This is a genomic window from Rhodococcus sp. LMD, assembly GCF_056108245.1.
In genome coordinates this window covers 5,168,073-5,185,669 of sequence record NZ_CM148557.1, presented here as the reverse complement: position 1 = coordinate 5,185,669, position 17,597 = coordinate 5,168,073, and the positions used below count along the sequence as shown (strand labels likewise).

At 71.8% G+C, this 17,597-nt stretch carries 17 protein-coding genes; 3 read left to right on the top strand and 14 right to left on the bottom strand.

The genetic code is table 11. The features are described 5' to 3' along the window. Together ACWPQI_RS23805 and ACWPQI_RS23800 are read right to left on the bottom strand one after the other, a co-directional pair. Entirely contained in the window at nt 1-477 is a 477-nt protein-coding gene (locus ACWPQI_RS23805) for a hypothetical protein (protein WP_124259007.1), read from the bottom strand. A 70-nt stretch (nt 478-547) separates the two neighbouring features. Beyond that, the gene (locus ACWPQI_RS23800) at nt 548-997 is read right to left on the bottom strand and encodes a hypothetical protein (protein ID WP_203011245.1); all 450 of its coding nucleotides are present in this window, start codon (nt 995-997) and stop codon (nt 548-550) included. A 94-nt stretch (nt 998-1,091) separates the two neighbouring features. Between ACWPQI_RS23800 and ACWPQI_RS23795 the strand changes: the two genes are divergently transcribed. Then, the gene (locus ACWPQI_RS23795; RefSeq protein WP_064066250.1) at nt 1,092-1,826 is read left to right on the top strand and encodes a helix-turn-helix transcriptional regulator; all 735 of its coding nucleotides are present in this window, start codon (nt 1,092-1,094) and stop codon (nt 1,824-1,826) included. Nucleotides 1,827-1,893: 67 nt separating this feature from the next. Here the strand turns inward: ACWPQI_RS23795 and ACWPQI_RS23790 are convergent, their stop codons facing one another. The 5 genes from ACWPQI_RS23790 to ACWPQI_RS23770 form a co-directional block, all read right to left on the bottom strand. Beyond that, entirely contained in the window at nt 1,894-2,796 is a 903-nt protein-coding gene (locus ACWPQI_RS23790) for an LLM class F420-dependent oxidoreductase (protein ID WP_010594164.1), read from the bottom strand. A 234-nt stretch (nt 2,797-3,030) separates the two neighbouring features. Further along, nucleotides 3,031-3,708 (bottom strand): SRPBCC family protein, encoded by a 678-nt coding sequence (locus tag ACWPQI_RS23785; protein ID WP_064066249.1) that lies wholly within the window; start codon nt 3,706-3,708, stop codon nt 3,031-3,033. A gap of 22 nt (nt 3,709-3,730) precedes the next feature. Beyond that, nucleotides 3,731-4,588: an FAD binding domain-containing protein gene (locus tag ACWPQI_RS23780; RefSeq protein WP_010594161.1), complete on the bottom strand. Its 858-nt coding sequence runs from the start codon at nt 4,586-4,588 to the stop codon at nt 3,731-3,733. Beyond that, nucleotides 4,585-6,972, bottom strand: coding sequence for a xanthine dehydrogenase family protein molybdopterin-binding subunit (locus ACWPQI_RS23775; RefSeq protein ID WP_210063116.1), 2,388 nt, complete (start codon nt 6,970-6,972; stop codon nt 4,585-4,587). Before ACWPQI_RS23775 ends, ACWPQI_RS23780 begins: the two co-directional genes overlap by 4 nt. After that, entirely contained in the window at nt 6,969-7,472 is a 504-nt protein-coding gene (locus ACWPQI_RS23770; RefSeq protein ID WP_003938697.1) for a (2Fe-2S)-binding protein, read from the bottom strand. Before ACWPQI_RS23770 ends, ACWPQI_RS23775 begins: the two co-directional genes overlap by 4 nt. 198 nt (nt 7,473-7,670) lie before the next feature. On the opposite strand from ACWPQI_RS23770, the gene ACWPQI_RS23765 reads away from it, so the two are divergent. Together ACWPQI_RS23765 and ACWPQI_RS23760 are read left to right on the top strand one after the other, a co-directional pair. Further along, a complete protein-coding gene (locus tag ACWPQI_RS23765) occupies nt 7,671-8,132 on the top strand; it encodes a DUF6098 family protein (protein WP_010594159.1) in 462 nt (153 codons plus the stop codon). Nucleotides 8,133-8,170: 38 nt separating this feature from the next. Then, nucleotides 8,171-9,637, top strand: a complete 1,467-nt coding sequence (locus tag ACWPQI_RS23760) for an aminotransferase class I/II-fold pyridoxal phosphate-dependent enzyme (RefSeq protein ID WP_064066262.1) — start codon at nt 8,171-8,173, stop codon at nt 9,635-9,637. Between the two features lie 11 nt (nt 9,638-9,648). Here the strand turns inward: ACWPQI_RS23760 and ACWPQI_RS23755 are convergent, their stop codons facing one another. The 7 genes from ACWPQI_RS23755 to eda form a co-directional block, all read right to left on the bottom strand. After that, nucleotides 9,649-10,788: an XdhC family protein gene (locus ACWPQI_RS23755; RefSeq protein WP_048771321.1), complete on the bottom strand. Its 1,140-nt coding sequence runs from the start codon at nt 10,786-10,788 to the stop codon at nt 9,649-9,651. Beyond that, entirely contained in the window at nt 10,781-11,896 is a 1,116-nt protein-coding gene (locus tag ACWPQI_RS23750; protein WP_048771323.1) for a vWA domain-containing protein, read from the bottom strand. The genes ACWPQI_RS23755 and ACWPQI_RS23750 overlap by 8 nt, the downstream gene beginning before the upstream one ends. A gap of 8 nt (nt 11,897-11,904) precedes the next feature. Then, on the bottom strand, nt 11,905-12,795 hold the full coding sequence (locus ACWPQI_RS23745; RefSeq protein ID WP_010594155.1) for an AAA family ATPase: 891 nt from the start codon (nt 12,793-12,795) through the stop codon (nt 11,905-11,907). Between the two features lie 156 nt (nt 12,796-12,951). Further along, nucleotides 12,952-13,935, bottom strand: coding sequence for an ROK family glucokinase (locus tag ACWPQI_RS23740; RefSeq protein ID WP_010594154.1), 984 nt, complete (start codon nt 13,933-13,935; stop codon nt 12,952-12,954). Nucleotides 13,936-13,970: 35 nt separating this feature from the next. Further along, nucleotides 13,971-15,413, bottom strand: a complete 1,443-nt coding sequence (locus ACWPQI_RS23735; protein ID WP_010594153.1) for a sugar porter family MFS transporter — start codon at nt 15,411-15,413, stop codon at nt 13,971-13,973. Between the two features lie 213 nt (nt 15,414-15,626). Beyond that, nucleotides 15,627-16,793, bottom strand: a complete 1,167-nt coding sequence (locus ACWPQI_RS23730) for an ROK family transcriptional regulator (protein ID WP_048771675.1) — start codon at nt 16,791-16,793, stop codon at nt 15,627-15,629. Between the two features lie 180 nt (nt 16,794-16,973). Further along, nucleotides 16,974-17,597 (bottom strand): bifunctional 4-hydroxy-2-oxoglutarate aldolase/2-dehydro-3-deoxy-phosphogluconate aldolase, encoded by a 624-nt coding sequence (gene eda / locus ACWPQI_RS23725; RefSeq protein ID WP_040269975.1) that lies wholly within the window; start codon nt 17,595-17,597, stop codon nt 16,974-16,976.

Genomic DNA, 17,597 nt, shown 5'->3' with positions numbered 1-17,597 from the left:
TCAGGACACCTGCAACAACAGTCCGAGTGCGATGCCGTAGACGAGATGTGCGACGACGGCGACGGCCGGAGTTTGGGCACCGTAGTTCAGGCCGAGCAGGCCGGGCGGTTCGAGGACCGCGGTGCTGCGCGGACCGGCTCGCCGGGAAGCCATGCGTGGATGTACGCCCGGCAACAGCGGCAGCAGGACCGTCAAGGCGACGACGCCGTGCAGCAGGCCGAGCATCATGCCGAGCCACCACGTCGCCTGATGGAGAAGCGCGAAGGTGGCGGCGTACCCGAGCGCGAAACCCTGGCCGATCGCGAGGTGGACGAAGAAGCCGACCACCCGGGCGCGGTCCGGGTCGGGAGTGACGGCCGTGCCGAGCACCAACGGCAGGTCCAGTCGGCTGAAACCTGCCAGTTGGGCGGCGATCATGACCGCCGTCAGGACGGTGGTGGCCAGCGATCCGAAGAGTGCCCATCCGGCCCAGTCCATGGCATTTCACCTTCGGGTGCGGGAGCGGCGGGTCCACGGTCGGCGTCCGCCGTGGACCCGCCGCTCGACTTCACGGGGTGCCGGCGGTGACTCTGCGCCGGGCGGCCGGGGCGGTGGCCAGCCGGGCGAGGGCGAGGGCGGCGACCGCCAGTCCGACGTCGCGCAATGCGATGTCGAGGTAGCCGCCCAGGGTGACCAGATCGACGATGATGCCGAGCAGCCATGCGGCGACGACGTAGCCGCCGATCGCAGGTCGGATCGCGACGAGGATGCCGGCGAGGATCTCGACCACTCCTACCGCGAGCATGGCCTGGTGGGCGGTGCCGGGGACGATGTCGTCGATCCAAGGGGCGAGATAGCGCTCCCAGTCGGTGAGCAGGTTCGTGAACTTGTCGAGACCGAAGGCGATCGGAGCGACCGTGAAGACGGTCCGGAGGAGGACGAATGCCTGGCGGGCTCCGACGTCGGCGTCGATGCGGGTGCGAGGGGACGTGGCGGGGGAGAGGGGGGAGGTGCTCATCGAAGTCTCCTGACTTCTAAAAGATAGTAGACTCTATTTTAGATATGTGACGTAGATTACGTCAAGAAGTTTCTCTTTTAGAAGGAGAGCGAGCGTGCAGGACGAGTTTGCAGAGCAGGCTGCAGGAATCGGGGCGCTGGCGGACCCCGTCCGGCGCTCGCTCTACCGGTACGTCGTCGCGCAGGCGGACGCGGTCGGGCGCGAGGAGGCGGCGGCCGCGGTGGAGGTGCCGGTGCATGCGGCGAAATTCCATCTCGACCGGCTCGTCGTCGACGGTCTGCTCGAGACGGAGTTCCGACGGCTTTCGGGACGGACCGGCCCGGGCGCAGGACGGCCGTCGAAGCTCTACCGGCGCTCGTCGCAGGAATTATCGATCTCCCTGCCCGAGCGTCGCTACGACCTGGCGGGGGAGATTCTGGCAACTGCCATCGAGCGGTCGATGCGTGAGTCGGTGCCCGTCGCGGAGGCGGTGCGGGCCGCCGCCGCCGAGCGGGGACGGCGGATCGCGGCGGAGCCGGCCCCGGCGGACGGCCCCGCGAACGGAGGCGATGTCGAGGCACCGGCCGGCCTCGAGGGCGTGGCGCGGGTGCTCGCCCGGCACGGCTACGAGCCGCGCCTGTCCGGCGACGGGCAGATCCGGTTGGCGAACTGCCCCTTCGACCGGCTGGCCGGCGAACACCGCGACCTGGTCTGCGGCATGAACCTCGCTCTGGTCGAGGCGGTCGTCGCCGGGCTCGGGGCTGCCGGTCTCGACACTGCCGAGCTCGACACCGAGCTTGCCCCGGAACCGGGATTCTGCTGCGTCCGGATCCGGAGCGGGGACCGGTGAATCGGCGCCGCACCGCTCCCGCCGCGGAGGACGGGACCGCACCGGCCGGCGCGGTCCCGTCCGGGTGTCAGAGCCCGAGAGCTGCGGCTACCTCGCGCAGGGCCGGGACCGGGTCGTCGCGCATCGGCAGGGTCTGCACCGCGACGTGGTCCGCCCCGGCGTCGAGGTGCTCTCGCAGCCGGGTCGCGATGTACTCCGCGTCGCCGTGCGCGACGAGTGCGTCGACGACCCGGTCGGTGCCGTCGTTGTCGAGTTCCTCGGCGGTGAAGCCGGTGCGTTCCAGATTCGCGCGGTAGTTGCGCAGTTTCAGATACGGGTTGGCCACGGCCTTGCGGCCGACGTCGCGGGCCGTGGCGACGTCGGTGGACAGCACGATCTTCTGCTCGGGCGCGAGCACGACGTCCGGGCCGAGCACGTCGCGCGCCTCACGGGTGTGCTCGGGGGTGGTGAGGTAGGGATGGGCCCCGGCGGACCGGTCTGCGGACAGCTTCAGCACCTTCGGTCCCAGCGCGGCGAGCACCCGCCGCGCCGCGGGTACGCCCTCGCGGTCGAGCACGTCCAGGTATTCGACCAGCGCCGTGTACGGCTTGCGGTACGTCTCACCGTGCGCCTCGGGGTGGCCGACGCCGACCCCGAGCAGGAAGCGGCCGGGGTGGCGCTCCTCGAGCCGGTGGTAGGAGGCGGCGATCTCGTCGGCGGGAGCGGTCCAGATGTTGACGATGCCGGTGGCGACGACCACGGTCTCGGTGGCGTCGAGGAGGCGTTCGGCCACCTCGAGGTCGGCGGGCGGTGAGCCGCCGATCCAGATCGTGCCGTAACCGAGTTTCTCGATCTCGGCCCCGGTCTCCGGGGGGAGACCGGTCGCGTGCCGCCAGACGCCGAAACGGCCGAGCGGGGGAGTCTGCGTCGAGTTCTCTGCCTTCGTCGAATCCGTCACGCCGAGTCCAACCTCCACCGGTTCCGGTTTCATTCCGTCGGGCCGCGGCGGATATCGATCCCGCAACGGTTGCGTCTTTCGTGCTGCGGGGGCGGCGCACGGGTTTCGTGTCGCGTTAGCGTGGAGGGCGATCACCCACTCCCCCCTGCGTGGGTGATCCGCCGGAAGGACCTCGCGGTCGTGCCGGCGCCCGACGACCCCGCCGGCGCTCTCGGATGTATGCGCCGGCGGGGTCCGTGCGTTTTCGGCGGGCTCGGCGGCCTCGGCTCACCCCTGTCGGCGCCGCAGCACCAGGTAGATGATCAGCGCCAGCAGCGCCCCGACGGCCACCGCCGGCCCGACCCTCTTCAGCACCGACCCGCGGGCGAACTGCATCAGGTCCAGCGGGGCAGCCTCGGTGGGTTGCGCCGCCGGGGCCGGGGTCACCGGCGCGACCGCCGGTGCGGCGGGCGCGGCGGGTGTGACCGCTTCCGGCGTCGGGGCCGGGGCCGGGGCGGCGGGCGGGCCGCCGAGCTTGTCCGCCAGGCACGCCGTGAACTGCTCGATGATCTTGCCGCCGACGTCGGAGATCATGCCCCGGCCGAACTGGGCGGGCTTGCCCGTGATGGACAGGTCGGTCACGACGGTGCCTTCGGTGCGGTCGCCGTCGCCGGTGAGCGTGATCGTGAACGTCGCGTTCACGGTGCCGTTGCCGCGCGAGTCCTTCGCCGCGGCCTCCATGACCGCGCGACGCGCCTGCTCGTCGGTCTCGACGAACTTGCCGGTGCCCTTGTACAGCAGCTGCACCGGCCCCATCTTGATCTTCACCGTGCCGGTGAAGGCGTTGCCGTCGACGCCGGTGAGGGTGGCCCCGGGCATGCAGGGTGCCACCTTCTCCGGATCGAGCAGTGCCGTCCACACCTCGTCGACGGGTGCCGGCACGGACATGTGGTGTTCGAGTTGCATGGTTTTCGTCTCCAGTGTTTGCTCAGGCGACGTCCGCTGCCGTCGACACCGCACGGCGCGTGAGCACCCGCGCGAGCTGGCGACGGTAGTCGGCGTCGGCGTTGCCGTCGCTCATGGGGGAGGTGCCCTCGGTGGCCCGCTCGGCGGCGGCCCGGATGGTGTCGGCCGTCGCGGGCTGCCCGACGAGTGCCTGCTCGACGGCGTGCGCGCGGACCGGCACGGCCGCCATGTTGGTCAGCGCCACCCGGGCCTGCCGGATCGTGCCGCCGTCCGTCTGCACGGTGGCGGCGACCGCGACGATCGACCAGGCGTGCGCCACCCGGTTGAACTTCTCGTACCGCGCCGCCCATCCCGTGCGCTTGGGGATCCGCACCTCGACGAGGATCTCATCGGGTTGCAGGGTGGTGGTGAAGTAGTCGTCGAAGAAGTCCGCGACGGGGATGCTGCGCCGCCCCGACGGTCCCGCCGCGACAAGGGTCGCCTCGAGCGCGAGCACCGGCGCGCCGAGATCCCCGGCGGGATCGGCGTGGGCCAGAGCCCCGCCGAGGGTGCCCCGGTGCCGGATCTGGGGGTCGGCCACCGTGCTCGTGGCCTCGGCGAGCAACCGGGCGTGCTCCCGCACGAGTGGATCGTGGATCACGTCGTGGTGCGTGGTCATCGCCCCGATCACCAGGTCGCCGCCGTCCTCGCGGACACCCCGCAACTCCGGGACCCGTCCGAGGTCGACGAGCGTGGTGGGGGCCGCCAGCCGCAGCCGCAGCACCGGCATCAGGGACTGCCCCCCGGCGATGATCTTGGCGTCCTCCCCCGCCGAGGCCAGGGCGGCGACGGCCTCGTCGACGGTGGTGGGCGCGACGTAGTCGAACGTCGACGGGATCATCGGACGCCTCCCTGAGCCGAGTTCCGAGCTGATTCGACGGCGTGCCACACCCGCATCGGCGTGCACGGCATCTCGATGTCCCGCACGCCGAGATGGCGCACGGCGTCGAGGACGGCGTTGACCACCGCCGGCGTGGAGGCGATCGTGCCGGACTCGCCGACCCCCTTGACGCCCAGCGGGTTTCCGGTCGCGGGGGTCTCGGTGCGGTCGGTGGTGAACGTCGGCAGGTCCGCGGCCGACGGCAGCAGGTACTCGGCGAACGAGCCGCTGAGCAGGGTGCCGGACTCGTCGTGCACGGCCTCCTCGTACAGAGCCTGCGCGATGCCCTGGGCGAGGCCGCCGTGCACCTGGCCCTCCACGATGAGCGGGTTGACGACGTGCCCGACGTCGTCGACGCACACGTACGAGCAGATGCGTACCTGCCCGGTCTCGGTGTCCACCTCGGTGGCGCACAGGTGCGTGCCGTGCGGGAACGAGAAGTTGTCCGGGTCGTAGGTGGCCTCGGAATCGAGGTTGGGTTCGATGCCCTCGGGCAGGTCCGCGGCGGTGAACACCGCGAGCGCGATGTCGCTCATGCCCACGGCCTTCTCGGTGCCGCGGACCCGGAACCGGCCCTCGGCGAACTCGAGGTCGTCCTCCGAGCACTCCATCATGTGCGCCGCGATCGGACGGGCCTTCGCGATCACCTTCTCCGCGGCCTTGACCACCGCCACGCCGCCCACGGCCAGCGACCGGGATCCGTAGGTGTCCAGCCCGCGCGGGGAGGTCTGCGTATCGCCGTGCAGCACTTCGACATCCTCGAACGGCACGCCGAGCCGGTCGGCGACGATCTGGCTCCACGCCGTCTCGTGCCCCTGCCCGTGCGACGACGAGCCGGTGACCACCTCGACCCGGCCGGTGGGCAGCATCCGGATCGCGGCGTGCTCCCAGCCGCCCGCCCCGTAGTTGAGCGAGCCGAGCACCCGCGAGGGCGCCAGGCCGCACATCTCGGTGAAGGTCGACACCCCGATGCCGAGCTGGACCGGATCGTTCCGGCGACGGCGTTCCTCCTGCTCACGGCGCAGCTCGTCGTAGTGGAACAGGTCGCGGGCCTTCGCGGTGGCGGCCTCGTAGTTGCCCGAGTCGTACGTCAGGCCCGCGACGGTGTCGAACGGGAACTCCTCGTGCCGGATCCAGTTCTTCGCTCGCAGCTCGAGCGGATCCATCGACAGTTCGGCGGCGAGTTCGTCCATGATGCGTTCGATTCCGAACGTCGCCTCCGGCCGGCCCGCCCCGCGGTAGGCGTCGGTGGGCACCTTGTTGGTGAACACGTTGGTGCAGGAGAAGTGGTAGGCGCCGAACTTGTAGATGCCGTTGAACATGAACGCACCCAGGATCGGTACACCCGGCGTGACCAGCCGCAGGTAGGCGCCCATGTCGGCCAGCAGCTCCACCTTCAGGCCGACGACGGTGCCGTCGCGGCGCGCGGCGAGGGTGAGCTTCTGGATCTGGTCGCGGCCGTGATGCGCCGCGACCATCGACTCGCTGCGGGTTTCGGTGTACTTCACCGGTTTCCCGAGCCGGCGCGCGACGAGCAGGGCGAGCAGCTCCTCCGGCGTCACCTGCAGCTTGCCGCCGAAACCACCGCCGACGTCCGGGGCGATCACCCGCAGCTTGTGCTCGGGGATGCCGAGCGTCATCGCCAGCATGATCTTGAGGATGTGCGGGACCTGCGTGGCCGACCACACCGTGATCTGCGGGCCGGTCGGGTCGACCACGACGGAGCGCGGCTCCATGAACGCCGGGATGAGCCGCTGCTGCCGGAACGTACGCTCGACGACCACCTCGGCGTCTCGGATGGCCTGCTCGACGTCGCCCCCGGTACCGGCCTCGGCGGAATCGAACGTCCACGTCGCGCTGACGTTGGTGCCGAGGTCCGGGTGCACGAGGTCGGCGCCGTCGCGGGCCGCGTCCGCCAGGTCGAGGACCACGGGCAGGTCGTCGTAGTCCACGTCGATCGCCTCGAGGGCGTCGTGCGCCTCGTAGGCGCTGCGCGCGACGACGACGGCGACGGCCTCCCCGGCGAAGTTGACCGTGTCGACGGCCAGGGACGGCGCGGGCGGGATCTTCATGTCGGGGGTGATCACCCACGCGCACGGCAGGCTGCCCTGCTCCGGTGAGGCGTCCGCACCGGTGAGCACCGCCACCACGCCGGGCCTCTGCCGGGCTTCCGACGTGTCGATCGAGGTGATGCGGGCGTGGGCGAACGGGCTGCGCAGGATCGCCATGTGCAGCATCCCGGGGAGGACGAGATTGTCGGTCCAGCGGGTGCGTCCGGTGACGAGGTGCTCGTCCTCCTTGCGCCGCCGCGCCTGGCCGATCTCCGGTTCGACGGTACTGGTCATCGTCCGCCTCCTGCGGCCGCGTCGGTCTGCAGTTCGGCGGCGCGGGCCTTCTGCGCCGCGTCCAGTGCCGCCTTCACGATGTTCTGGTAGCCGGTGCAGCGGCACAGGTTGCCTTCGAGGCCGAGCCGCACCTCCTGCTCGTCGGGATCGGGATTCTCCTCGAGCAGGTCGATCGTCGACATGATCATGCCGGGCGTGCAGTAGCCGCACTGCAGGGCGTGGTTGTCGTGGAACGCCTGCTGGACGGGGTGCAGCACGCCGTCGCGGGACAGGCCTTCGACGGTGGTGACCTCCGAACCGTCGGCCTGCACGGCGAGCACCGAGCAGGACTTGACGCTGCGGCCGTCGAGATGCACGGTGCAGGCGCCGCAGTTGCTGGTGTCGCAGCCGACCACGGTGCCGACCTTGCCGAGCCGCTCGCGCAGATAGTGCACGAGCAGCAGCCTCGGTTCCACCTCGTCCGTGTAGGCCGTCCCGTCGACGGTGACAGTGATGCGCATCGGGCCTCCAATGCCGGGAACATCCGGGATCCAAGATCGTCGAGAAGTGTTCACTGACACTGTGCTCCAACGGTGACCACCGAACACGCCGATTCGCCGAATCGGTGGCGGATCAACCTCGTTCCCGCGTTTGCGACGACCGGGACGAGGGAATCCGCACGGACACGTTCGTCGGAGAACGACAGGCGGAGGTGAGAGGTGACCACGGTGGAGGAGATCGTCGAGCGAGGCGCCGGCCGGGACCTGCCCGTCGTCGGCAGCCTGGCGGAACTGACGGACCTGGTGATGTCCCACGACTCCGAGATCTACCTGCGGTACTCGAAGGGACCGGACAGCGATGCGCGGAAGGGCCCGAGCCGGGACTACGAGGCCGACGTGACACTGCCCGGGTTGTCGGTGACCAGGATCGTCCCGGAGCCGTGGTGGCCGCGGCCCGCCGTCGACTGGGTGGCGCGCCGGATCCGCAAGTACGCCGAGCTGGGCCGCGAGAGCGGCCGATTCGCGTGGCTGCTGACCGGCACGGTGGTCGGCGAGGGACCGGACCACGAACCGCTCGTCGTGCGCGCCCGCCCGCTGGCGCGCTTGTCCGACGAGATGCTCGACGAGGCGGCCGAGTGCTACCGGACCCGGTTCCGCGTCGGGAACGATTCGCGAAGCTGACCCGCGTCGCGGGGGCGCGCGCGGGGTACCCGTCGGGCATGGACCAGTCCGAAACTCCCATGCTGGATGCGCTGGATCAGTACCACCGACTCGACCGCTACGGGTTCTCCCCGCCCGGCCACCGCCAGGGGCGCGGCGCCGACCCGCGGGTGAAGAAGGTGCTCGGGCTCGACCCCTTCCGCTCGGACGTGCTCGCCTCCGGCGGCCTCGACGACCGCAGGTCGCGCAACGGCTACCTGTCGCGGGCCGAGCAGCTCATGGCCGAGGCGGTGGGAGCGCAGCAGGCGTTCTTCTCCACCTGCGGAAGCTCGCTGTCGGTCAAGGCCGCGATGATGGCGGTGGCGGGCAACGACCCGGGGGGACTGCTCGTCGGCCGGGACTCGCACAAGTCGATCGTGGCCGGTCTGATCTTCAGCGGCGTCACGCCCCGCTGGATCACGCCCCGCTGGGACGAGGAGATGCACTTCTCGCATCCGCCGTCGCCGGAACAGGTGCGCGAGACGTGGGAGAAGTACCCGGACGCGGCCGGCGCGCTGATCGTCAGTCCCAGTCCCTACGGCACGTGCGCCGACATCGAGGGCATCGCGAACGTCTGTCACGAGCGGGGCAAGCCCCTCATCGTCGACGAGGCGTGGGGTGCGCACCTGCCGTTCCACGACGACCTGCCCACCTGGGCGATGGACGCCGACGCCGACATCTGTGTCGTCAGTGTCCACAAGATGGGTGCCGGCTTCGAGCAGGGATCGGTCTATCACCTGCAGGGCGACCTGGTGGACGGCGCACACCTGTCGGCCTGCGCCGATCTGCTGATGACGACGAGCCCGAACGTGATGATCTACACGGCGATCGACGGGTGGCGCCGGCAGATGGTCGAGTACGGCACCGAACTGCTCGGCGACGCCCTGCACCTGGCCCGGCGGACCCGTGAGCGGATCGCCGGGATCGACGGTCTCGCCGTCCTCGAGGACCGGCTGCTCGGCGAGGAGGCCTCGCACGACCTGGATCGGCTGCAGGTGCTGATCGACGTGAGCGAGCTCGGCGTCTCCGGCTACCAGTGCAGCGACTGGCTGCGCGAGCACTGCCGGCTCGACCTCGGCATGACCGATCACCGGCGCATCCTGGCGACCTTGTCCATGGCCGACGACGAGAGCACCACCGATCGGCTCGTCTCGGCGCTCGAGTCGCTGTCGCAGGCCGCGGAGTCGTTCGATCCGCCGCCGCAGATGTCTCTGCCGAGCCCCGATGAACTGCAGCTCGACTCGGTGATGTCGCCACGCGACGCGTTCTTCGGCAAGGCGGAGATGGTCGATGCGAGCAGTGTCACCGGGCGCATTGCGGCCGAGCAGATCACCCCCTACCCGCCGGGCATTCCCGCCGTCGTGCCGGGTGAGCGGCTCGACGACGCCGTCGTCGACTATCTGCGCAGCGGCGTGAATGCCGGGATGACGATTCCCGATGCGACCGACACCTCGCTCGAGCAGTTCCGGGTGGTCGCCGAGAACTGACCGCCGCGGCCCTACGGCCCCGGCACCGCGGTGTCCTCGTGGGCGTGGATCGGGCCTGCGGTGCGGGCGAGGTGCTCGCCCCGGCCACCCCATTTCAGCGCGATGATCTCGGCCGCGATCGACACCGCGGTCTCCTCCGGGGTGCGCGCCCCGAGATCCAGGCCGATGGGAGAGCACAGCCGCGCGAGCTCGTCGTCCGTCATTCCCGCCGCACGCAGGCGCGCCGACCGGTCCTCGTGCGTGCGCCGCGAGCCCATCGCGCCCACGTAGGCCAGGTCGAGCCGCAATGCCACCTCGAGCAGCGGCACGTCGAACTTCGGGTCGTGGGTGAGCACCGTGACCACGGTGCGCGAGTCCACGCGACCCGCGGCCGCCTCGGCGGCGAGGTAGCGGTGCGGCCAGTCCACGATCACCTCGTCGGCGGCGGGGAACCGGGCGGCGGTGGTGAACACGCCCCGGGCGTCGCACACCGTCACGCGGTAGCCGAGGAACGAGCCGAGCTGCGCCATGGCGGCCGCGAAGTCGATGGCGCCGAACACCAGCAGCCGCGGCGGCGGCTGGAAGGAGTGGACGAACACCGACATGCCCTCGCCGCGGCGCTGCCCGTCGGGCCCGTAGTGCAGCGTCGCGGTCCGGCCCGCGGCGAGCAGGCCCCGCGCGTCGTCGGCGACGGCGTCGTCCGCCCGCGCCGACCCCAGCGACCCGCGCGCGCGATCCGGCCACACCGCCAGGCGACGCCCCACCCATGCCGGATCGGGATGTTCGGTGACGGTGGCGACCGCGACGGCCTCCTCGGCCCGCATCGACGCGACGACCTCACCCAGCTCGGGAAACGTGGCGGCATCCACCCGTTCGACGAACACGTCGATGATGCCGCCGCACGTGAGGCCGACGGCGAAGGCGTCGTCGTCGGACACGCCGTACCGCTCCAGCACGGGCACACCGTCGTCGAGCACCTGCTGCGCGAGCTCGTACACGGCGCCTTCCACGCAACCGCCGGAGACGCTGCCGGTCACCGTGCCGTCCCCGGCGACGAGCATCGCGGCGCCCGGTGCGCGGGGCGCGGACCGGAACGTCGAGACCACGGTTCCGAGGGCGACGGTGTCACCGGCCCGGTAGCGACGGTCGAGTTCGTCGAGAACCTCACGCACGGTGGACCTCCTCCAGCAGTTCCTGCAGCGTCGCGAGGCTGTGCCCGGCGAGCAGACGGTCGAGATGCGGCAGGGCGGCGGCGATGCCGGACTGCACGGGCTCGTACCCGGCTGCCCCGGCGTGCGGATTGACCCACAGGACGGCGTGGGCGAGCCGCCGCAGCTGGGCGAGCTGCTCGGCGAGCAGGGCCGGATCGCCGCGTTCCCACCCGTCCGAGAAGATCACCACGACGGCGCCGCGCGCGAGGCCGCGCCGGCCCCACCGGTTCAGGAAGGCCCGCAGGGTCTCGCCGAGCCGGGTGCCGCCCGCCCAGTCGGGGACCGCCCGGCCCGCCGCGGCGAGGGCGCGTTCCGGGTCGCGGGCCCGCAGCGCGCGCGAGAGCCGCGTCAGGCGCGTGCCGAGGGAGAACACCTCGGTGTGGGCGGGATCGGCGCGGGTCACTACGTGCGCGAAACGCAGCAGCGCGTCCGCGTACGGGCTCATCGAGCCGGAGACGTCGAGCAGCAGCACCACGCGGCGCGCCCGGGTCGCCCTGCCGTGCCGGCTCGGCCGGACGGGTTCGCCGCCGGCCGCGAGCATCCGGCGCACCGTGCGGCGCGGGTCGATGCGGCCCCGGCGCGACGGGCGCAGCCGCATCGCCGGACGGGTGGGCGGCCGAGGATGCAGCGTCGCGATCAGTTCCGCGAGGTGTGCCCGCTCGGCGTCGGTCAGTTCCGCGATGTCGCGCCGGCGGAGCACGTCGGTGTCGTCCGCGGCGACCCGCAGTTCGGGGCCGCCGCCGGCGGTCTCGTCGCCTCCCGAGGGCGTGAGGCCCGCGATGCGGGCCCGGCGCGGAGTGCGGGTGCGCGGCGACGTCACGTCGGGTGCCGTTCCGCCGAACCAGCTCTCGAACGCGAGGTCGTAGCGGGGGATGTCGTCGGGGTCGTGGCACAGGGTGGCGCGCCCGGCCCAGTACACCTGACGGCGGTCGCCGAGGTCGATCTCGCGCAGGGCGCGCAGGTAGGCCACGGTGGCGTCCGAGGCGACGGACAGGCCGGCCGCGGCGAGGGCGCGGGTGAAGCCGGTGAGTCCGACGAGGGAACCCCCGGCGTCGGTGGTCGTCGTCATCGCCGCTGTCACCCCGTCAGGAGCCGGTCGAGCCCGGTGCGGACCACTCGGTCGAGGTCCTCCCGGTACTTCAGGACGGCACCGAGGGTCGCGGCCGCGGTCGTCGCGTCGAGCACGTCGCGGTCGAGTTCCCGCAGCGCTCGTGCCCAGTCCAGCGACTCCGCGACCCCGGGTGGTTTGAGCAGGTCCATCCCGCGCATGGCCTGCACGGCGTGGGCGACCTGCGCCGCGAGGTGTTCGTCGATGCCCGGGATGCGGCGGCGCAGGATCTCCACTTCCCGCGCGAGGTCGGGGTGTTCGAGCCAGTGGTACAGGCAGCGGCGTTTGAGGGCGTCGTGCACCTCGCGGGTGCGGTTCGAGGTGAGCACCACGAGCGGCGGCGTCTGCGCCCGCACCTGTCCGAGTTCGGGGATGGTGACGGCGTTCTCGTCGAGCACCTGCAGCAGGAAGGCTTCGAATTCGTCGTCGGCCCGGTCGATCTCGTCGACGAGCAGCACGCACGGCGCGTCGGTGAGCGCCTGCAGCAGGGGCCGCGCGAGCAGGAACCGCTCGGTGTACAGCGAGCGCTCCGCCTCCTCGGCCTCGAGCCGGCCGCCGCTCGCGGCTTCGAGGGTGCGCAGGTGCAGCAGCTGCCGGGGAAAGTCCCAGTCGTAGAGGGCCTGGGACGCGTCGATGCCCTCGTGGCACTGCAACCGGATCAGCGGCAGGTCCAGCGCGTCGGCGAGGGCGACGGCCAGCGACGTCTTGCCGGTGCCGGGTTCCCCCTCGCAGAACAGCGGGCGGCCCATGCGCAGCGCCAGGAACGCCACCGTCGCGAGCCCGTCGTCGGCGAGGTACCCGGTGGTGTCCAGTGCCCGCGTCAGCTCCGCCGGTGAGCCGATCGCCGCCGTTGCCGTCATGGTGCGAGCCTATGGCAGCGCCGCTGCCGAGGTGCGCTTTCCGACGTAGCTCCGGCACCGCGGGCGGGACCCGAGGGGGAGCGGGTGGGACCGAGCGAATGTACCGTCCACCTCGTCGGATCGAGTCGGCAGCTCGGCAGCTCGGCAACTCGGCGGTCAGGCGACGGCCACGACCTCGAGGCGCGTGGCGTCGTCCGTGCGGCGCCGAGCCAGGTCCGCGGCCCCGACGATCCCGGCGTCGGGGCCGAGCTCGGCCAGGCGCACCGGGGCGGCCGGGCGGTGCCCGCGTCCGGTCAGCCGCTGGGCGAACGTGGCGACGGCGGGCCCGCGCAGCAATTCCCCGGCCTCGCACACACCGCCGCCGAGGACGAACACCTCCGGGTCGAGGAACGCGGCGAGGTCGGCCATGCCGTGCCCGAGCCACGTGCCGATCGTGCGGAAGCACTCGAGCGCGGCGGCGTCGCCCTCGCGGGCGGCGGTGGTGACGTGGTGCCCGGTGATCTGCTCGGCGCGCCCGCCGGCCAGCTCGAGCAGCCGGCCGGCGAGCGCGGGCGAGACGCTCGCGATCTCCTGCGCCTCCCGCACCAGGGCGCGCCCGCTGGCGTACCGCTCCCAGCAGCCGTGGTTGCCGCACCCGCAGCGACGCCCGTGCGGTTCGACGTTGAGGTGGCCGAGTTCCGCGGCCAGTCCCGAGGATCCGCGGTGCAGGGCGCCGTCGATGATCAGTCCGCCGCCGATGCCGGTGCCGACGGTGAGCACGATCGCGGTGCGGGCACCGCGGCCGGCGCCGAAGCGTGCCTCACCCCAGGCGGCGGCGTTGGCGTCGTTCTCGACGACGGTGGGCAACCCGCACGCGGCCTCGACGGCCGCCCCGAGCGGTTCGCCGCGCCACGCGAGGTTGGGGGCGAACAGGACGGTACGACGATCGGAGGCGACGAACCCGGCGGCGCCGATGCCCACGGCACACACGTCGTGCGTGGCGCGGAGTTCGCGGACGACGTCGGCGACGACGTCCTCGGTGCGGGCGGGGTCGTCCGACGGGGTGGCGCGGCGGAGCCGGGCGTGCAGGGTGCCGTGTTCGTCGACCACGCCGGCGGCGACCTTGGTGCCGCCCACATCGATTCCGATGGTCAGTGCCATGTCTGTTCTCTCCCTGACTTCAGTTGCCGGACGGGTTAGGCGGCGTCCATGTCCTCGAGCTCGCGGCCCTTGGTCTCTTTCACCCAGCGCAGGACGAACAGCAGCGACAGCACCGCGCACACGGCGTAGAAGCCGTACGACATCCCCAGCGACAGTTCCTTCATGGCGGGGAAGGAAACGGTGACGACCCAGTTGGCCGCCCACTGCGCACCGGCGGCGAGCGACAGGGCCGCCGCGCGGATCCGGTTGGGGAAGGCCTCGCCGAGCAACACCCACACGACCGGCCCCCACGACATGCCGAAGGCGACGACGAACAGGTTCGCGGCGATCAGCGCGATCGGTCCCTGCAGTCCGGTCAGGTGCGGGGTGGTCACACCGTCGACGACGGTGGTCGAGGCGGTGGCGAAGACGACGGCCATCGTGGCGAGGGTGACAGCCATGCCGGCCGAGCCGATGATCAGCAGGGGGCGACGTCCGACGCGGTCGACGAAAGCGATGGCCACGAGGGTGGTGGCGATGTTGACGACGGAGGTGACGACGGTGAGGACGAGGGAGCTGCTCTCGTCGAATCCCACTGCCTGCCAGAGGATGCTGGAGTAGTAGAAGATCACGTTGATGCCGACGAACTGCTGGAACACCGACAGTCCGATGCCGATCCACACGATGGGCAGCAGCCCCAGCGCGGGTCCTCTCAGGTCGCGCAGCGACGGGGTGTGCTCGTGGCCGAGGGTGGCGCGGATCGATTCGATGCGCAGATCGATGCCCTGTTCGCCGAGCAGCATGCCGAGGATGCCGCGGGCCTCGCCGATGCGGCCCTTCGCGACGAGATAGCGCGGGGACTCCGGGATGGTGAGGGTCAGGAATCCGTACACGAGCGCGGGGACGATCATGGACAGGAACATCCAGCGCCAGGCCTCGAGCCCGAACCACAGTTCCTCGCGGGAACCGCCGGCGAGGGCGGCGAGCGCGTAGTCGACGAGCAGGGCGGCGAAGATGCCGACGACGATCGCGAGCTGCTGCAGCGATCCCAGGCGGCCGCGCACCCGGGCGGGGGAGATCTCGGCGATGTAGGCGGGGGCGATGACGGAGGCGAGTCCGACGCCGACGCCGCCGACGATCCGGAACAGGACGAGAGTTTCGACGTTGAAGGCGAATCCGGTACCGAGCGCGCTGACCAGGAACATCGCGGCGGCGACCTGCATCGTGGTGAGGCGGCCGTAGCGGTCCGCGATGCGGCCGGCGAGAACGGCCCCGCCGGCCGCGCCGAGCAGGGCCGAGGCGACGGCGAAGCCGAGGACGGCGGACGAGACGGCGAACCGGGATTCGATGGCCGAGACGGCGCCGTTGATGACGGCGCTGTCGAAGCCGAACAACAGGCCGCCGAGCGCGGCGATGACGGCGATGCGGACCGGCACTGCGGCGCCGGCGGTGTCGGGCCCGGTGTCGGGGACGGTCGGGAGCGCGACGTGGTTGCTCATGGGACTCCTCGTAGGCGGCGGGAACCGGCCGCGGCGGTCCCGTTCCGGGAGGCGAGTGGCGGCGGTCACGCGAACTGTGTGCTGGACCACAGTAGGGCGAAGGCGGTCCTGTCGTCAAGAAATGAACGAAAAAATCCTTGTTGATGGTCTTCTGTGTTCGAATTTGAACTCAGGTAGCGACCTGGAGCCGGGAGAAGTCGTCGGAGTCGATCATCAGTGCGGGTTGGCCGCCCGCAGACCCAGGGCGACCGCCCCGAGCACCTGGGCGCGGGCCCCGAGGGCCGCGGTCCGCACCTGCACGGTGCGCGCGGCGCTGGGCACCGCATACCGCTCGATCGCACGGCGCAGCGGCTCGAGCAGCCACTCGCCCGCGAGCGCGAGTTCGCCGCCGATCAGGATCAGCTGCGGATTGAGCAGGTTGCACAGGCCCGCCGCCGCGACCCCGACGTGACGGCCGGTGTCCGCGAGCACCCGGGCGCACCCGGCGTCGCCGGCCTCGGCGAGCGCCACCACGTCCGCGATCGTCAGGCCGGGCCCCCGGCTCGGCTCGAGCAGCCCGATCACCACGTGGGAAGCCACCATCGTCTCGAGGCAGCCACGATTGCCGCACCGGCACACCTGGCCGAACTCGTCGAGGGAGGTGTGGCCGATCTCCCCAGCCGTGCCGGCGCGGCCGCGGTACAGCCGCCCGTCCAGGACCAGTCCGGCGCCGACGCCGTCGGACAGCTTGATGTAGGCCAGGTCGTCCATGCCGCGCCCGGCGCCCCAGATGTGTTCGGCCAGTGCGCCGAGATTCGCGTCGTTGTCGACGTGGACGGGAAGCGCGAGCCGCTCGGCGGCCAGGGCGGCCGGGTCGACGCCGACCCAGCCCGGCAGGATCGACGGCCCACCGATGCGGTGCGTGGCGGACTCGACCGGTGCGGGCAGGCCCATGCCGACGGCCGCAACGGCGTCGCGGCCGCACCCGAGTTCGACGAGAGCGTCGTCGAGAAGCGCTCCGGCTCTTTCTATTCCGTCCTCGGCGCGGTGCCCGGTCGCCAGCTCGACCCGTTTCTCGGCGAGGATCTCGTGCGACAGGTCGGCGACGGCGACGGTGAGATGCCGGTGCCCGAAGTCGATCCCGACGGCCAGGCCCGCCGACCGGGTGAGCTTCACGGCCCGTCCCCGCTGGCCCGGACGCTCGGCGGCGGCCACCTCCACCAGACCGCCGGCTGTCAGTTCCCGGACCAGATTCGACACCGTGGCCGGGGCCAGACCGGTGCGCCGAGCGATCTCCGCTTGCGTGAGCTCACCGCCGGACTGCAGAACCCGAACCACCCGTTGCTGATTGGCCGAACGCAGCGACGACTGCGAGCCGGGATGTTCGGTGTCCTCACGCATCCGCTCAGGGTACCGGCCCGCGACCGTCCGCTCGTTCCGGACGGCCGGGAACATCCGCGACCGGCCCGGTCGTACGCGCGCGTCGCGACGGTCGCGTACGACGATCGGGCGCGCGGATGCGGTGACGTCGAGGACTCGCCCCCGCCGCATCCGAGCGGGGCGGAGGCGAGTCCGGTTCGCCTACGCCTCGGCCCGGCGCAGTCCCGTGGTCACCTGCGCGAGGCGGGTGATCCGGGCCCAGTCCCGGGTCTGCACCGCATCGGCGGGGGTGAGCCACGAGCCCCCCACGCAGCCCACATTGGGCAGCGCGAGGTAGTCGGGGGCCGTCGCGACCGAGATTCCGCCGGTGGGGCAGAACCGGGCCGCCGGCACGGGGGAGTGGACGGACGCGAGGAACCGGGTGCCGCCTGCGGCCTCCGCGGGAAAGAATTTCATCTCGCGGTAGCCGCGTTCGAGCAGCAGCAGTACCTCCGAGACGGTCGCCGCCCCCGGCAGGTGCGGCAGCCCGGTGTCGGTCATGGCCTTCAGCAGCGACTCCGTCGCGCCCGGCGACACCAGGAAGCGCGCACCGGCCGCCGCGGCCTGCGCGGCCTGGCCGGGTTCGACGATCGTGCCGGCACCGACGGTGATGTCGGGGACCTCGTCAGCGATCCGCTCGATCGCCTCGAGGGCGCACGGGGTGCGCAGGGTCAGCTCGATCATGGGCACGCCGCCGTCGGCGAGGGCCCGGGCGATCGGGACGGCGTCGGCGGCATCGTCGATCACGACGACGGGCACGACGGGGGTCACGTCCAGCAGGCTCAT

Coding starts and splice junctions, on each gene's coding strand:
- ACWPQI_RS23805 (WP_124259007.1), bottom strand. CDS start 477: ATGGACTGGGCCGGATGGGCACTCTTCGGATCGCTGGCCACCACCGTC.
- ACWPQI_RS23740 (WP_010594154.1), bottom strand. CDS start 13,935: ATGGCACTGACCATCGGAATCGATGTGGGCGGCACCAAGGTCGCCGCC.
- ACWPQI_RS23745 (WP_010594155.1), bottom strand. CDS start 12,795: ATGACGGCAACGGCGGCGATCGGCTCACCGGCGGAGCTGACGCGGGCA.
- ACWPQI_RS23785 (WP_064066249.1), bottom strand. CDS start 3,708: ATGCAACTCGAACACCACATGTCCGTGCCGGCACCCGTCGACGAGGTG.
- ACWPQI_RS23775 (WP_210063116.1), bottom strand. CDS start 6,972: ATGACCAGTACCGTCGAACCGGAGATCGGCCAGGCGCGGCGGCGCAAG.
- ACWPQI_RS23780 (WP_010594161.1), bottom strand. CDS start 4,588: ATGATCCCGTCGACGTTCGACTACGTCGCGCCCACCACCGTCGACGAG.
- ACWPQI_RS23800 (WP_203011245.1), bottom strand. CDS start 997: ATGAGCACCTCCCCCCTCTCCCCCGCCACGTCCCCTCGCACCCGCATC.
- ACWPQI_RS23750 (WP_048771323.1), bottom strand. CDS start 11,896: ATGACGACGACCACCGACGCCGGGGGTTCCCTCGTCGGACTCACCGGC.
- eda (WP_040269975.1), bottom strand. CDS start 17,597: ATGAGCCTGCTGGACGTGACCCCCGTCGTGCCCGTCGTCGTGATCGAC.
- ACWPQI_RS23760 (WP_064066262.1), top strand. CDS start 8,171: ATGGACCAGTCCGAAACTCCCATGCTGGATGCGCTGGATCAGTACCAC.
- ACWPQI_RS23730 (WP_048771675.1), bottom strand. CDS start 16,793: ATGCGTGAGGACACCGAACATCCCGGCTCGCAGTCGTCGCTGCGTTCG.
- ACWPQI_RS23770 (WP_003938697.1), bottom strand. CDS start 7,472: ATGCGCATCACTGTCACCGTCGACGGGACGGCCTACACGGACGAGGTG.
- ACWPQI_RS23735 (WP_010594153.1), bottom strand. CDS start 15,413: ATGAGCAACCACGTCGCGCTCCCGACCGTCCCCGACACCGGGCCCGAC.
- ACWPQI_RS23790 (WP_010594164.1), bottom strand. CDS start 2,796: ATGAAACCGGAACCGGTGGAGGTTGGACTCGGCGTGACGGATTCGACG.